This is a genomic window from uncultured Microscilla sp. (assembly GCF_947493425.1).
Classification (GTDB): domain Bacteria; phylum Bacteroidota; class Bacteroidia; order Cytophagales; family Microscillaceae; genus Microscilla.
This window is the reverse complement of sequence record NZ_CANLRP010000080.1, coordinates 1-15,647: the sequence shown is the minus strand read 5'-3', so window position 1 is coordinate 15,647 and position 15,647 is coordinate 1. Positions and strand designations below refer to the sequence as shown.

Here is a 15,647-nt window from a genome sequence, read left to right as displayed (position 1 = left end):
GAAACTAAGGCAGGCGCTTGGTATTTGATAATGGGTATTTTCAGTAACTAACGTGAGAACACCAACACCCAACCATCGTAGATGTAAGCGGCAGTAGTGATAAAAAAACCTTCGCTCCAGCGCTCTTGTACAATCATGTCTATATCGTCCCAGTGTTCACGGCGGTGAATACACTGCTCACGATAAGGGGTGTCGAACGACTCGACAAAGAAATAATTTCCGTCGTGGTCTATAATATCAGTCACCATTGCCTCCTCTTCCAGTTCTACCTGTCGGTTGTTAGGATCCCAATTTTTGCCCATCCTGTCAAAGCGTTCGCTAAAACGATTGTGTGAAGCATTGCGGGGTTTGCGATATTGGCGCTGATAACCCCGGCGACGCTCGCCTCCCAAGTACATATCAGCTTCTATTTCTTCCCAATAAGACAGTTGTTGCTCCCAACCCAGGTTTTCGGCAAGCATGGCTATATAAAGGCCATCCTCATCATCGTAAGCCATTTTGGTCATCGTAAGCCCTTGGTGCAAAGCTTCATGAAAAGAGTCTTCAAAATCGTCGAAGTGTTCAGTACCCTGCCAACTTTGCCCGCCTATACCTCGTACACCTGCGGTGCACACCAAAATCCACTCTTCGTCGTCAATGGCAATATTAGTCACTACATATCCTTCGTCCCAGGCTTCTTCTATTTTACGCTCAGGAAACTCACTGCCCGACTCAATGTATTGCTCGCTCCAACCGGTGCCAGCACTCATTACCACGTGATAAACTCCATCACCATAGTCGAAGTCGGTAATGTAAAAGCCCTCTTGCCACATGCGCTCTATTTCACGCTCACAACGGTCCCAGTTTTCTTCTATCACCAGGGTTTGTTCTGATATTTTCAAAGGTACCATAATAATAAGTTTTAAAAGTTAAATTTATAGGTGAAATAGTCAGGAGTCGGGAGTCCGTAGTTGGTAATTTCTACGGCCTCAAGTCCTTAGATGTCGATGCATATCGGTGCTTTAAGCAAAAAGTTGCAATTCAAGACTTAAGAAAACAACAGTGGATTATCGACTCCCCAACTATCTGCTCAAAAGTTACCTTTTAGGATTGGCTTTGTCAATTTTTTGCTTGAAAATCCACCCGGCAAAAACCAACATTATTACATTGACTATGGCAAGCAGGTAGCCAAACTTTTGCATAAACTGCAACCAGTTGACTTGGGCAAACGAGAAGTTTTTGTACAACATTACTGATATACTGGCAATGTAGGCAAAGGCGTCGAGCATGTAAATAAGAAAACCTACAGTACCCACCGAATTAGTAGCAGCCAGTAAACGGTCGAACAAAAAAGAACCCAGGGGTATGTAACCCATATAGGTGCCCAACCCCAACAAAATCATCCACACAAATCCATTAATGGCTCCTTGGGCATACAAAAAAGAGCTCAAGCCTACCAACGCCGAACCTACACCCACCCCTATAAGGGTGATGTAGAATGCCTGGGAATTTTTGCGAACAAAAACCAAGAGGCTTAACAATATCAAAATAAGGATACTTACTATTATTTCGGATTGGCTAAATACCGATAAATCGCCTTGGTAGCCTATACTTGCCCATATTTCTTTGGCAAAACCACTGCGGGTTTCTCTAAAGGCATTGAGCAACATGTATACAATAATCAAGAAGAAAATTCCACCACCGTATGCACGCATAAAACTTTTTCGTTGGGTGCTGTCCATCGGTTGACGCTCTTTGCGTAGGAGTACATCTTCGGTATTGGGGGGTGGGGTGTGCCCCAATAGCCAGGCAACTATCAACATGGGCACAAAGTAAATACCGCTGACATATAGAGGCATCCAATACTCCGAAATGCCTTGATTGAGTACTGCTTGCCCTATTTGCTGACTAAAGGCGGCGGCAAATATAAAGCTGGCGCTCAACCCGGTACCAAACAACTCGGTATACTTGCGTCCTTCGATAAAACTTAACACCAGCCCCCAGATAAGCCCCAGCGGAAAACCATTAATAAAAATAAAAACCAGGTTATAAGGTGGTGGGGTGATTGCCCAAAGCACCCAACTAAGCCCCGCAATGGTAAGCAAAGCTACTATAGAACGCACCAATGATAAGTTGTCTTTTTTGGCTTCGGCAATGAGCTTGATTCCGGCAAATTTGGCGGTGGCATAGCCCAGGGTTTGTACTACTACCAATAGTATTTTGTAGCTTAAAGTTACTTTGATGAGGGGAAGGGTAAAATTTAAGTCAAAAGAACCAGCCGTAAAGGGTTTACGAAAACCATAAGCACAAAAATAGGTACTAAACACTGCCGCTACTATAAATATATTGAGCATAAAGGGTTCGGCAGTGCTCAAACGTTGCTGTAAGCTTTTGCTAAAGATGGTCATTCTGTTTGGAAGGTTTGCGGTTTAGTGGGGTAAGATAGCAGAAAGGGTGGATAGCCCCAAATTTATAGGGGCAAGCCTGCTAAAAGAATGGGGCATTAAAATAAGTGGCTTGTCAACTTGTGAGTGGCTCATCAAGTAGTCTTAAGCTTGCAACTTGGCTCTATTTACCAATTTGATAAACCATCAAGTATTGCAAAGTTCGTAGCTGCTTGCATAACAACCTCAAGCTCTTAGATGACAATGCATACGGGTGCTTATAACCTATGTTTGTACCTTGTGGCTTGCCTCTGTAAGGTTCCCACTTAAGTACCCACCTCTGAACCTTGGCTCACCGTTTTTCTTACCCTTTGAGGTTCTTCAGCTTCCAGGCGTTGGTTAAGGCGATTAATGTAGTTTTCGATGGGGAAAAGTGTCACTTCAGCGGCTCCTTGGGCTTTGCCCTCTTCATACTCAAAAGGATCGTCTATGTCTACAATAAGTTTGTACATGTATACATAGATGAGTTCTATCACTAATATGATGGCAATCTCTGACACAGTACTCTGAAAATGTAGCAATAGCAGCAAAACACTCACAATGACTATTAACAGCTCTAACAGGGCATATCCTGTGCTCAAAAAACCTGTTTTAGAAATGACATTGGTGCGGGTAACCAATTGGCGCAAGTCGCCCAACCTGATAAACAAACGTCCAATGATGGGGGGTGCGCCTCCGGCAGCTTCTAAGGCATGAATGGTTTGGTTATATTCGGTCAGGGTTTGGTGTACTTCCTGCTCAGAATGTTTACGATAAAACCAGTCATAAATCATTTGACTCATTTCCAGTACTTGCCAACGCACCGATTTGGTACTGGTATTGGTCTTGATGGCCAGGGCTACACTGGTTTCTTCTATGGTTTCCAACGCGGTAGCAATTTCCCCTGGTATTTTTTCACTTTCTTTGTAGTCAGCCAGGGTGCCGGCAAGCATAAAACCAATGAGAAAAACCCCTGAGGTAAACACCAGCCGCATTTCTTGTATTTCAAAAAAGCCATTGATGTTAAAAAAATAAACCAGCCCGATTTTGATAAGTAATATGCCTACGGCAAAAGGAAGTGATTGATAAACCAACTTCCACTTTAATAAATTTCTCGAAAATATTTTCATCTGTCCTTACCTCGTGATTGAGGCTTGTATAGCCCGCAAAATCCTGACCAAACGTTGATCGTCCCTAATGAAGGAGTGCCATACAGTAGAAAGCGGAAGGTTTCTACAAAAAACACTTGCTATACACAACAATAGGACTATGTTTTGGGTTTAAGTCTAAATAAAAGATAGTCAGGTATTTAACAATAGTCCATAGTATTTAGTCGATAGTCCGTAGCTGATCCGAATAAATGTTTACCTTGTTAAATACTGTAAAGCAGTATTTTATATTAAGATTGCTTACTTGCTTTATTTTTCAAAGGGTTTCAGTTTTACGCCTAAACACGTAATTAAATAGTTTTTAAACTCATAACCGTTTGATAACCGAGCCTCTGGCGAGTCCTTAGATACCGATGCTCACCGAAGGTAATCAGCAACCAACTTTGACTAAAATCACTACGGAGTATTGTATTTAAGTAAAACTACAAAAATAACCTAACCGCAGAACGAAGTTCAAACTCTGCGCAGCTAATCTATGGGCTATTTTATTTTTTCCATTTTAATTAAGGCGAGATTAAAATATAAACCTTAAAAAAACTATGCTCGTAAAAAATAGTTTGGACTCTAAACACGGTGTTTTTATCGCAAAAATTCAGGCATATCCCACACCATTTTATTATTGAGTTACTCTTTCTTAACTTGGCACCAACATTAATAAGGCATTACAATGAATGAAGAAAATATACAAGTCAAGATTATCACTAAACCTCAAGGGAGAAGGTTGGTAATAGGTGATGTTCATGGATGTTACCGCACCCTTAAGAAGCTGATAGAAAAACAAATAAAGTTGACTAAAGACGATTATTTGTTTTTTCTGGGTGATTTTATCGATCGCGGTCCTGACAGTGCCGCAGTGCTCGACTACGTGTTTGAGCTGGAAGACAAAGGGTTTCAAATTTTCCCGTTAAGAGGCAATCATGAACAAATGTTTTTGGATGACTACAAGGTAGAATCACCCGAAGCATTACAACGCATATTGCATGAAAACAACACCCAAAATTTATTGGATAAAAACGGTCAAGTAATTACTGCTTATTGGGATTTCTTCCAGTCGTTACCTTATTATTATGAACTGGACGATTTTTACCTGGTGCACGCTGGCTTTAACTTTAAGCGTCGCAATCCTTTTCAGGACTTATATAGTATGATTTGGATTAGAAACATAGAGATACATTGGATGATGTACCAGCAAAACGAGCCCAAAGAACCTGCCCTTAAAGCTACCTTCGATAAGTTTAAAAACCGTAAAATTGTATTTGGGCATACTCCCACCAGTATTTATGACATCAAACATCAGATTGAAAAAAACAAGCCCCTAATCCCTCTCGATAATGGTTGTGTATTTGCTCAGACAGGGAGCACAGAGCTGGGGCGTTTGTGTTGTCTTGATCTTGACTCCATGGAATTGATGACCCAGGAAAACGCAGAAAATGTTAAAAGCCTTTTTTAGGGCATTTATCAAGTGCAGTTCACAACACTGCACTTGATTTGAACTCATTTATTTTTATTTACCCAGTAGTCAGCTTGGTCAGTATGTCTTCCAATCCTTTAGGTACTATCCGATATTGTTTCTCTTTAATTTCGTCCAGGCTCAGCCAATATGCCTGAAAAATTGTTCCATCCAACTCCTGACAGTTGATGCGGGGTTGTTGATACAATGTTTCGTCGACAAAACGTGCCTGATACAAAAAAACGATGTCGTGGTAAGCCCTGCCCCGGTGTTCAAAAAAATCTTCTACTACCTGTAGCAACTCAGGCTGAGTAATAACCGCGTCAATTTCTTCTTGTATTTCTCTTACCAAAGCGTCTTGGCTGTGTTCCTGAAATTCTACCGAACCACCCAAAGGTCTTACAAAGTAGCCTTGTTGGGTGGTGTCATAATGTTTAGAAAATAAAAACTGCGCTTTGTGTTTGAAAATACCAAAAGCTTTTACTCTAATCTTAGGCGTCATTGTATCTATGTTTTTTTTGATGGTGGCTGACACATTATCCCTCTGGAGTTTCTTCGGGGTTTGAGTGCTGCCTTTCGGCTAATTTTATGTAAGCCTGCAAGCCAGCCTTCCTATGCTTCAAAAATGTAGGTTTTTCCTAGTACTCCAGACACTACATAAGTAAAGCGGTATTCTGTACCTACTTAGAAGCTAGAGTACTAGTACCTTAAACATTAAGTAAATGCGCTATTATTTGGGATGAGTTTTGTTTTCTGACGAACTTCAAAAATCGCCGAAATAATGGGTTAGGTATTTAGTATTTAAGGTACTAGTTTACTACCACTTTATGTACGGTTGTTTGCCCGGTAGTAGTGCCTACAATTTTAAACAAATACAAGCCTGAAGCCAAACTCGACACATCAAAAGATTTGGCAATGTTGGCAGTAGTGGCAAAACTACTCACCAATACCTGTCCCAAGGGGTTTTGCACAGTTACGGTAGCATCTTCTGTCGATAAAATATTGACAATGCCTTTTGCCGGATTAGGGAAAATCAACACCGTTTGCCCACTGCCAGACACAGGTGGCGGTGGCTGGCTGGTTTCATCGTTTCGAACATAAAATACTCCCCCCCCGTTAGTTCCTACCAGTATATCAGGATTTTGGTCATTATTTAAGTCAGCCGCTACCGGGGTTACCATAATACCAAAACGATAAGGGGCATACTCTCGCGATAATTCATTGAGTATCAAGTCGGTGGCAGGAGTCCAGATGGCATTGTTGAGTTGCTCCAAAAAGCCCGAATACATGTTCAGTTTGCCCGAATTATCGCCCGTAAGCAAATCAGGTTTCCCATCTGCGTCAAAATCGGCCACTGCCAAACGCAAATTACGGGTGCTACTGCTCCCTTCTATGCCTCCCAAGGTAGCCGTTTGCAGCTGAAAATCAGGCGAGAGATTATTCCCTTGATTGAGATAATACTCTAATTGTCCATTGCCTTTGCCCACCAATAAATCAAAGTCAGCGTCGTTGTCTAGATCTAACAACAAGGGCTGGTCACTCCCCGAAAGGGGCAAGTCATATTTAATTGCCTGCGCCAGGTCAAAACTCACCGCCTGGCCATTGGCGGCTCCATTGGGCAAATACTGAAACAGAACCTTACTATCTTTAGTCCAGGTAAGCCCCAAGTCGCTCACCCCATCCTGATTAAAGTCTTGTACTACAGGCTGCAAACGACTTACCTTGAGTGCCGACAATTGCAAATAATCGGTGTCTTTGAGCTTAAAAGCAGGTGTTTGGGCATTTCCTGTATTTTCGTAAAGGTGCAGGGTGGCGTAAAAATCTCCGTTGCCTTGTGGTTGTCCGGCATTGCCCACTATTAAATCAAGGTCACCATCACCATCATAGTCTACCACCGCCGGAAAAGCATTTTCGCCCAAGTCGAGCATTGTGTTTTGCATAAAATCGGTTTGACGAAAGTCATATAGGGGAGCGACATTATTGCCCGTATTTTTGTACCACCACGACGACTGGGCAAAGTTTACCCGATTGTCTTCGTTGCCGAATAAGTTGGGCGACACCAACAAATCTTTTGCCCCGTCAAAATCAACATCGGCAAGAAAAAAGGCCGGAAAAAGCGGTAAATCAATGGGTTTGCTTGCCGGAAAACCTACATCAAACTGGGTAAAAGCCGCTGCTACACTGGTGCCTTGGTTCAGCATACGATAGCCTTTAGTACAACTAATATCGCTAATGAGGGCATCGTGTACCCCATCGCCGTTCAAGTCGCTGACCAATAATGCTGATCCTACGTGATTTACCCGTTTACCTGCATTGCTTTGGGTTCGGCGACCATTGTCGCAGGTAGCACCAAAGCTAAATACACCGCAAGTAGCACCCTCTTGCACTCCGCCCCAGCAACGATCTACCCGTTTGTATACCAGTTGTGAAGCATTGCCATTTTGCTCTATGCTTTGGTTTTGGTGCAGTTCAATCAATCCTCCCAAAAAATCAAACGTAATGATATCCAGGTCACCGTCATTGTCTATGTCTACAATAGATGGGATGTCAGTAGCTGGCACAGCAAGGTTTAGGTTGGGAGTAAAACCTTCGGTGCGGATAAGGTCGGTGGTAAGCTCCCACTGAGGAGGTTGAGAGGCAATGCTTACGTTACGATACACCAAAATGCCTCCCCTTCGGCTGTAGGCAAAAATATCTTTTTTGCCGTCCCCATCATAGTCACGCAACAGCATCCAGAACGATAATTCCGGAAAAAAACTTTCGTATTCGGGGGCATAAGTATAACTTTTTTGGCCATTGGTTTCTACACCAATAAAAGTGGATATTTTGTTGTTGGTTCGGTCAAATATCACCAGGTCTTCCAGTGCATCATTATTGAGCTTCATGGTATTATATTGTGCCGAGTTAATGCCTCCCGCCCAAGCATTGGTATACGTACTTCCCGTATTGTTTTGCACAATGGGCATTTCACGACGGCTAAAGAAGAACTGGGCAGTTGCTTTGTGTGGGTATAACCCTAAGGCAACAACTGCCCCAATGAAATATATGATTCGTTTGAATGACATGAGATTTTTAATTTTATGTACTTTTGCAACTACCTTTAAAGATGCATTAATCAACCAGTGACCACTAAATAAGTTTATAATGAGTGTAGATTTTATAAAACAACGAATTATTTCTGCTCAAGGGCAGGTAATTACTCAAGATACCTATACGATTTTGTTCGATGATTCATTTCAAGAGGTCGTCCAGGTAAAAGCGAGTCTTCAGGCTTTCGCCAACGTACAAGCTAAGCCCAAGGCATTGCTTATTGCCGACCTGAGCAATGACGAAAGTACACATAAGGAATTGGGAGAAATAATTGCGCAATATGCCCCTGAATCGGTCACTTTTCACGGCAAAACCATCGTGCAGGCTTTGGCACAAAACCCCCAAGCGGGTTATTTTCCCGATAAATTCTCTTTGCACAATTGGTTGTCAGACCGCGATTTTTCGGATCATTATGTATTGGTGCTGGGAGGCGGCGAGTTAGGGATGCAATCGGTTATTCAATTTATTTAAAATATATGCCCTATCAATTATTCACCACATTACAACGAGGCTACACACACGCGCTGTTTTGCGAAGACTTTTTATTTACGCAAAGCCTTGGACAACGCTATCTGTTGGCAGCAGTAATGGATGGTAGCACCATGGGCAAAACCTCGTTTTTTGCCTCTACTCTCATTGCTAAATTATTGCGCAAGGTGTGTACTACGTTGATGTATCAACCTGAACTTTCTCAGCTCAAAGATGTAGCACAAATAGGGAAGGAAGTGCTCAAACAATTATTTTTGGAATTTAAACAAGCAAGAAATCAGTTGTTTTTGAGCCAAGAAGAAACTATGAGTACTGTGGTATTGACTGTGATAGACCAAGTGCATCATAGGGCTTGGGTAGTAGGCATTGGCGATGGAGTAATAGCGGTGAATGGGCAGGTAAAAATACTTGATCAGGACAATCAGCCTGATTATTTGGGCTACCATATCAATCAGGCTTTTGACAAATGGTTTAGTCAGCACGCGCAGGTGTGGGTATTTGAGCAAGTACACGATTTAAGCATTGCCACTGATGGAGTGCTTGCGATAGAGTTTGACAATACATCAGACACGCCCCCCTCTCCTATTGACGAAATAATGGTCAACACCATTGATACTGAAGATGCGCATGTGCTTGAGCAAGTGGTGGCTAGGCTACGTTCTCAGTATCAAGCAGATTTGCAAGACGATATGGCGGTGGTGAGGGTTTTGATCAAATAACTAAAACTTGACGCCCACCAATGTAATGTCGTCGCGTTGGTCGACATCACGTTGGTGAGCTTTGAGGGCTTCTTTAAATACATTTGCCTGCTGTTTTAGGGGCAAGTGGCTATTGTCTTTGATCAGCTCTTTGAGCTGGAGGGTTCCAAAGTTTTTTCGTTCGGGGTTGGGGGTATCTATAAAACCATCGCTGCTCAAATACAATATGTCTCCTTTTGTCAAACGAATGGTGTTGGTTTTAAAATTCTTCTGCATTTGCCTTTGCCAACCACCAATTGAGGCGGCATTGCCTCTTATTTCGTGTAATGTTCCGTTGGTGATATAAAACAGTGGACGCTTGGCTCCGGCAAACTTTACTTCGTATTCGCCATTGGGCAAAGCCTCTACCCTACACAAACAAACATCCATTCCTTCGTCGTTGTTGGTTTCGGCTTGTTTCAAACTGTTATGAATTTCTACGTGCAATGTTTGTAAAACCTCCGCAGGATCCAATATATGGTTTTCATTGACAATTTGGTTAAGGTAAGCAAAGCCAATCATGCTCATAAAAGCCCCTGGCACTCCGTGTCCGGTACAGTCTACCACTGCAATAAAGGTATATTTTGCATTTTCACCTGCCTGTTCTTCTGACAAGCTGTACCCTGACAAAGGATCAAAGGGTATGGCAGAAGGCGCACTATATTTAAGTGTTTTCTGTTGTCCTCTTTCCTGCTTTTCGTCAATATTTACATCGCTCAACCAATAAAAATCGCCTGAAACAATGTCTTTGGGTTTATAAAAAACAAAATGTTCGCTAAAATTGGCTTCAAGCTTATCTTCTAAGGGTAAAATGGCTTTTTGAATGGCTTTGGCAGACCGGATGCTATCGGTTATTTTTTTGTTGTGGTGCACCAATAGCTTATTCTTATCTTCAATAGTATCGCGTTGGTTTTCCAGCTCTTCGGCAATATACTTCAGGGCGCCGGTTTGCTTTTCGAGCTGCCCTCTCTGCTCCGAAATTTCTTTATTCTTTTGCTTGAGTATTTCTGCGGTTTGCTTTTTAATATGAAAACGATAGTAAAAAGTAAGGGCAATGACAATGGCAATGATAAACCCGGCAATAAGGTAATTGCGCATGCTGTTATGGGCAATTATCTCGTTTTTCTGACGACGCAACTCCAAAAACTGCAACTCTTTTTCTTTGTTGAGCAATGCCATTTCCTGTTGATTGGGGTTGTTCTGATTTGACAGTTTCCAGAAAATATCTTGTTCGTTGGTACCCAAATACTTTCTAATCACTTTGTTGATGAAGGGTTTGAATGAAGGGTCGTTGAAAAACACCTGTACGGGTTCGTCCCAATCGCTCGTTTTAGGAAAAAACACCCCACGTCCCACTTTTTTTATTTGAAAAAGCTTTTGTCGATTCATCAAAAAACCACCTTGCCTAAAAGCCAGGTAACGAGCTACTTGAGTATAAGCCATAATATTAGGCTCATTATTCATTCGTTTTTTTATCTCCTTGGTTTCTTTTACATACTCTATTTTAAGGTTGGGCAGTAATGTTTCCTTGAGTTTTTTCATGTTGTACTCATAGGTGGTATTTCTTATTACAAGCGCCACCATCCCATTAAAACGACGCACAAACTCCGCAGAGTCTTTCACTATGGGCACGTTTTGGCTATTGATAATAATTTCAGTATCGGGCATATAAGGTGGGCTGCATTTGAGTTGCCGAAGTCGACGTGGAGTAATTGACATAGACGAAACCGCAAAGCTCCCATTGGGGGCAACCAAAATAGAATCAAACAACGGGGCAAAACTTTCAAAATACCGATATTCAACTTTTAATTTTACTCCATAATTTTTCTCAGTAAACCTCACAAACTCTTGCATGAGTTCGTACTCTATGCCTTCCATTTTGCCTGCGCTGTTTTTGACAATAAAATGGGTGATTGGGTTATAGTAAATCACTATTTTCCCTTGACCACTTAGCTTTACATCTTGCCAACTGGTTGACACCTGGGCACGCAGTGTGTTGGGCAAATGCAACAAACTACCTACCAGGCACATTAAAAAAAACAGTGTGTACTTTTTATACATATTCTATTATTCAACTAAACCACTTCAAACCTTAAACCCCATAAGTAATACATCGTCGGTTTGGGATTGTTTGTTACACCATTGATCAAACTCTTGGGTCACTTTTTCTTGTTGCTCTGTCATAGGCAAGTGACTAATACTTAATAAAAAGTTGCGAAAGTTTTTACGCATATACTTTCGCCCTTCGGGACCACCAAACTGATCTTGAAAACCATCAGAAAACATGTAAAACACATCTCCCTTTTGTGTATCAATGGTGTGTAGTTCAAAACTCTTTTCCTTCTTATATTGTTCACTCCCTATAGGGTATACTGACCCTTTGATGTTTTCCAGTACCCCATTTCTGATAAAATACAAAGGGTTTTTAGCCCCGGCAAAATAAAGTTTGTTTTGGGTTTCGTCCAGCATAATTACCGACATATCCATCCCATCATTTACTTGTCCTGCTCTCCCTGCTACTTTTGCTTCTCCTTTGGTACTCAAGCTTTTAATTATTCGCCTGTCAAGTTCTTTCAGTATTTGATCAGGCATAGTAGTATGGCTAGAGTTTATAATATCATCGAGCAAGCTACTTCCCATCACAGTCATAAAGGCACCTGGCACTCCGTGTCCGGTACAATCAGCTGCAATCAAAATTTTAATGGTTGACAAAGATACTGCTGCGGGTACTATAGATTGGTCATCGTTAATCATTGCAGCGGTACGCTTTCTGGTGGTGGTATACCAATAAAAATCACCCGAAACAATGTCTTTAGGTTTCAAAAATATAAAAGCCTCTTCAAAATTAGAAATAATTTGCGCTGGATTACCCAGAATAGCATTTTGAATCCGTTGTGCGTACTGTACACTGTCAGTAATATGCTTGTAAGCCACTACCAATTCTTCAGTTCTGCCCTGAAGCACATCTCGTTGGGCAGCTATTTCTTCGTTAATGTTGGTTAACTCGGCGTTTTGCTCTTTTACCAAAGTGGCTTGTTCTTCCAACTCGCTGGTGCGTGCCTGCACCAATTGCTCAAGTTTTTCTTTTTGTTGTTCTAGTATTTCCTGTTTTTCGCGTTCTTGCGCAATGTTCTTTGCCGATAGTTCCTGTACTACGTCCAGTTGATTGCGCAGATTAACAGAAGTTTTGGCAATGTCACGGGCAAGGTAAATCGATACGGTACCTGTGACGCTTAAAATCCCAAAGTTTACCAGCAACGCAATAATATTTGACGAAATTAATTGCCCAATGGCAGGAAACAAAAATGCCAGTGTGCCCAACGGGGTAAAAATAATAAGCCCTACTACCCCGGCAAAAATAAGTTTTGCCCCCTTTTTTTTACGACGTATTGCCACTATGGTCACTCTCAATGCCTCAATGCCGCAAACCAATTGATATACCCATAAAACTGTAGCTGACCAAGCAAAAAACATGACGCCTGCATTGATCAAGGCAAACACCAGAAACATCAATGAATGCCGGGGCACTTTGTCGTTAAACAAGGTGTACAGAAACTTAAGAAAAAATAAGGGAATAGTAATGGATAAAAGGTAAGAGGTAATGTTGAGCCATATCACATTATCTACACTATGGGTATGCTGGTGCAAATAGCTGATATAAAAAGTGAAAGCAAAGTCAAGGGTGGCCAAGGCATAATACAAGTTGGCACGCTGTACAGGATAAAAAATAAAGATAAACAAGTGCAATAAACCTAAAGCAAACAAGATTCCGGAGCGTCCTATGCTTATCAAGGCATCAAACACCCTGGCATCTATCACATCTTTGATACTTTGGTCGAGTGGGGCAATGTACAAATGAAAACCTGCAGTTCGTGCCCAACGGTTGAGGTTGCGGTGTAGCTTGAGCGCGTTCGAACTCGAATACCTCACTGCCAATACTTGCCTTGCCTGGGTACCCAAACGCATTTTTACAGGCTCGCCAAAGGGGTTATACTTTACTTCAGTATCAGTGTTGGTGCTCACTACCCCGTATGTATGCACCAGTTTTCCATTGAGGTATACTTCAGAAGCTCCCCGTTGATGCATCAACAAAGCAATGGTTTTGCCCCGCAAAGATTCATCTATATCTAAGTGAATTCTAAACCAGCCAATACCTTCAAAGGTGCCTTTTTTGATGCGTTTAAGCCACAAACGAGGATCAATATTTTGCCAGTTTTTATCGTCATACCCTGGTTTTGCCCACACCAGATTGTCTCCCTTATGATACAACCATTCTCCCTGTAGCTTTTGTTTTTCTTCTACAGCAAACGCTTTTACTTTCTGTACCCGCTTTTGGGCTTGAACTGATGCCCCTCCCCACCAAAAACAAATAGAAATAATGAGCCCTATATACTTCAACATAATTTATTTGCTTACCAAAAATCATTCACAAATGCGATAGAAACAATTTGTTTTTTGTTAAAATGACCTAAAACATACCACCCTGAGCATTTACTGACCAAAGAAGCTTAAAATAATGATCCATTAACCATCAATTTTGCCTGTGACTATTCTCCCTGATTTTATATAAAAATTAAATATACGAAAAACGGTGCTTAAGCATGCAGTCTCTACAACTAGTTTAAGATTTTTTTAACCAATTTGCCTTAAAATGCCCACACTAAAAGCCTGTAAATATGGGGCATTTTTTTATATTTGATACTACTACAATATATTTGACTTTACTATGCGCCGTTCTGAGCTTGAGTTTAATAAGCTGTATCAAAACAAGTATTTTTAATTATGAAGACCAACAGATTAAAGAATCAACAAGCCATTGCAGGTCAGGCACCAGGTACGCTTACCTACGTGGGTGCCGCCAAATCGAGCAAGGTTGATATTACCGTTATAGACTACGATGGGGTTGACGTATTTGAAGAAAAGGTGATAGGCGACGTAAGGAACTGTTATGATTATAAAGAAAAAGAGAGTGTAACCTGGCTCAATATAGATGGAATTCACGATGTGCAGATAGTAAAAACGTTGGGCATGTACTTTAACTTGCACCCTTTGCTCATGGAAGACATAGTCAATACTCACCAACGCCCAAAGGTTGAGTTTTACGAAGACAACATTTTTGTGGTAATGAAAATGTTAACGTATAAAAAAGCCATCAAAAAAGTAGAAGTAGAACAAGTAAGCCTCATTTTGGGCAAAAACTATGTACTGTCTTTTCAGGAAGACATAGAAGGTGATGCCTTTGAAAATATCAGAGAGCGCCTCCGAAAAAAGCCCAATGGCAAAGTCCGAAACTCTGACTCTGCCTACTTGTTTTACCTATTGATGGATGCCATTGTTGACAACTACATGGTAGTAGTAGAAGGGGTATCAGAAGAGCTAGAACAACTTGAAGACAAGATTATCCATGAGTCAGCCGGTGACCCTACCAAGGCCTTGCACAAGTTTAAGCGGCAACTCACCTTTGTAAGAAAAAACACCCGCCCAGTGCGCGAAATTGTCAACAACATCATCAGAGAAGAAGACGACGCCGGAAAATTTCTGAAATCTGTTCACTTATATATCAGGGACTTGTACGACCATACCATTCAGGTAATTGACAATACCGACTCGCTGGTAGATATGAACAGCAACCTGCTAGACACTTACCTATCAATGCTGAGCAACAAAACCAATGATGTAATGAAGGTATTGACTATTTTTTCTACCATATTCATGCCGCTTACTTTTATTGTGGGGGTGTATGGGATGAATTTTGACGAAATGCCTGAAGTACATACCAAATATGGTTATTATATTATTTGGATAGTGATGATTAGTACAGCCAGTATTTTATTCTACTATTTTCGACGCAAGCGTTGGTTGTAACTCTCCTGTTTTACAAACAGCCTGATCTCGCCTTCGGTCATTCAGCAAACAGGTATAACTATCACATTATGAACAATTTGCTCTTAATTGTAGCATCAATATACATTGGTAGCTAAGGACTTATAGCTAATTACTCGCTGTTACTTATTAGCAAATATCTTCACTTGAAATTATTGTGGAGTATTGAATAGCAATACTCCGCAGTGATTTTAGCCAAAGTTGACTACTGATTAACTTCATTGAGCACCGATATACATCGGTATCTAAGAACTCGCCAGAGGCTCGGTTATCAAACGGTTATGAGTTTAAAAACTATTTATTTGCACGTTTAGACCTAAAACTGAAACCCTTTTAAAAATAAAGTAGGTAATTTGAAACCGTACACTTTTTTATAGCAGATAAGTCTTGATTTTTTTGATAGTTTTACAGCATAACAATAGCTGCT

Annotated in this window: 11 protein-coding genes; 4 read left to right on the top strand and 7 right to left on the bottom strand. The window is 41.2% G+C overall.

From position 1 onward, the window contains the following. Positions 1-47 precede the first annotated feature (47 nt). The 3 genes from Q0954_RS19305 to Q0954_RS19295 all read right to left on the bottom strand — a co-directional run bounded on the left by Q0954_RS19305 (position 48) and on the right by Q0954_RS19295 (position 3,532). The gene (locus Q0954_RS19305; protein WP_299459237.1) at positions 48-890 is read right to left on the bottom strand and encodes a hypothetical protein; all 843 of its coding nucleotides are present in this window, start codon (positions 888-890) and stop codon (positions 48-50) included. Positions 891-1,076: 186 nt separating this feature from the next. After that, the gene (locus Q0954_RS19300; RefSeq protein ID WP_299459236.1) at positions 1,077-2,387 is read right to left on the bottom strand and encodes a DUF5690 family protein; all 1,311 of its coding nucleotides are present in this window, start codon (positions 2,385-2,387) and stop codon (positions 1,077-1,079) included. Between the two features lie 302 nt (positions 2,388-2,689). Then, positions 2,690-3,532 (bottom strand): hypothetical protein, encoded by an 843-nt coding sequence (locus Q0954_RS19295; RefSeq protein ID WP_299459235.1) that lies wholly within the window; start codon positions 3,530-3,532, stop codon positions 2,690-2,692. Between the two features lie 706 nt (positions 3,533-4,238). Here Q0954_RS19295 and Q0954_RS19290 point away from each other — a divergent pair. Continuing rightward, on the top strand, positions 4,239-5,021 hold the full coding sequence (locus tag Q0954_RS19290) for a metallophosphoesterase family protein (RefSeq protein WP_299459234.1): 783 nt from the start codon (positions 4,239-4,241) through the stop codon (positions 5,019-5,021). Between the two features lie 58 nt (positions 5,022-5,079). On the opposite strand, the gene Q0954_RS19285 is transcribed toward Q0954_RS19290, so the two are convergent. Further along, positions 5,080-5,523: an NUDIX domain-containing protein gene (locus tag Q0954_RS19285; protein ID WP_299459233.1), complete on the bottom strand. Its 444-nt coding sequence runs from the start codon at positions 5,521-5,523 to the stop codon at positions 5,080-5,082. A 307-nt stretch (positions 5,524-5,830) separates the two neighbouring features. Beyond that, positions 5,831-8,086: an FG-GAP-like repeat-containing protein gene (locus Q0954_RS19280; RefSeq protein ID WP_299459232.1), complete on the bottom strand. Its 2,256-nt coding sequence runs from the start codon at positions 8,084-8,086 to the stop codon at positions 5,831-5,833. A gap of 79 nt (positions 8,087-8,165) precedes the next feature. On the opposite strand from Q0954_RS19280, the gene Q0954_RS19275 reads away from it, so the two are divergent. Both Q0954_RS19275 and Q0954_RS19270 read left to right on the top strand, forming a co-directional pair. After that, the gene (locus Q0954_RS19275; protein ID WP_299459231.1) at positions 8,166-8,582 is read left to right on the top strand and encodes a hypothetical protein; all 417 of its coding nucleotides are present in this window, start codon (positions 8,166-8,168) and stop codon (positions 8,580-8,582) included. Positions 8,583-8,587: 5 nt separating this feature from the next. Next, complete coding sequence (locus tag Q0954_RS19270; RefSeq protein ID WP_299459230.1) at positions 8,588-9,319, top strand: protein phosphatase 2C domain-containing protein; 732 nt, start codon at positions 8,588-8,590, stop codon at positions 9,317-9,319. Here the strand turns inward: Q0954_RS19270 and Q0954_RS19265 are convergent, their stop codons facing one another. Further along, entirely contained in the window at positions 9,320-11,398 is a 2,079-nt protein-coding gene (locus Q0954_RS19265; protein WP_299459229.1) for a SpoIIE family protein phosphatase, read from the bottom strand. Positions 11,399-11,422: 24 nt separating this feature from the next. Further along, positions 11,423-13,738, bottom strand: coding sequence for a SpoIIE family protein phosphatase (locus Q0954_RS19260; protein WP_299459228.1), 2,316 nt, complete (start codon positions 13,736-13,738; stop codon positions 11,423-11,425). A 381-nt stretch (positions 13,739-14,119) separates the two neighbouring features. Here Q0954_RS19260 and corA point away from each other — a divergent pair, with 381 nt between their 5' ends. Then, positions 14,120-15,202, top strand: coding sequence for a magnesium/cobalt transporter CorA (gene corA, locus Q0954_RS19255; RefSeq protein ID WP_299459227.1), 1,083 nt, complete (start codon positions 14,120-14,122; stop codon positions 15,200-15,202). Positions 15,203-15,647: the final 445 nt, after the last annotated feature.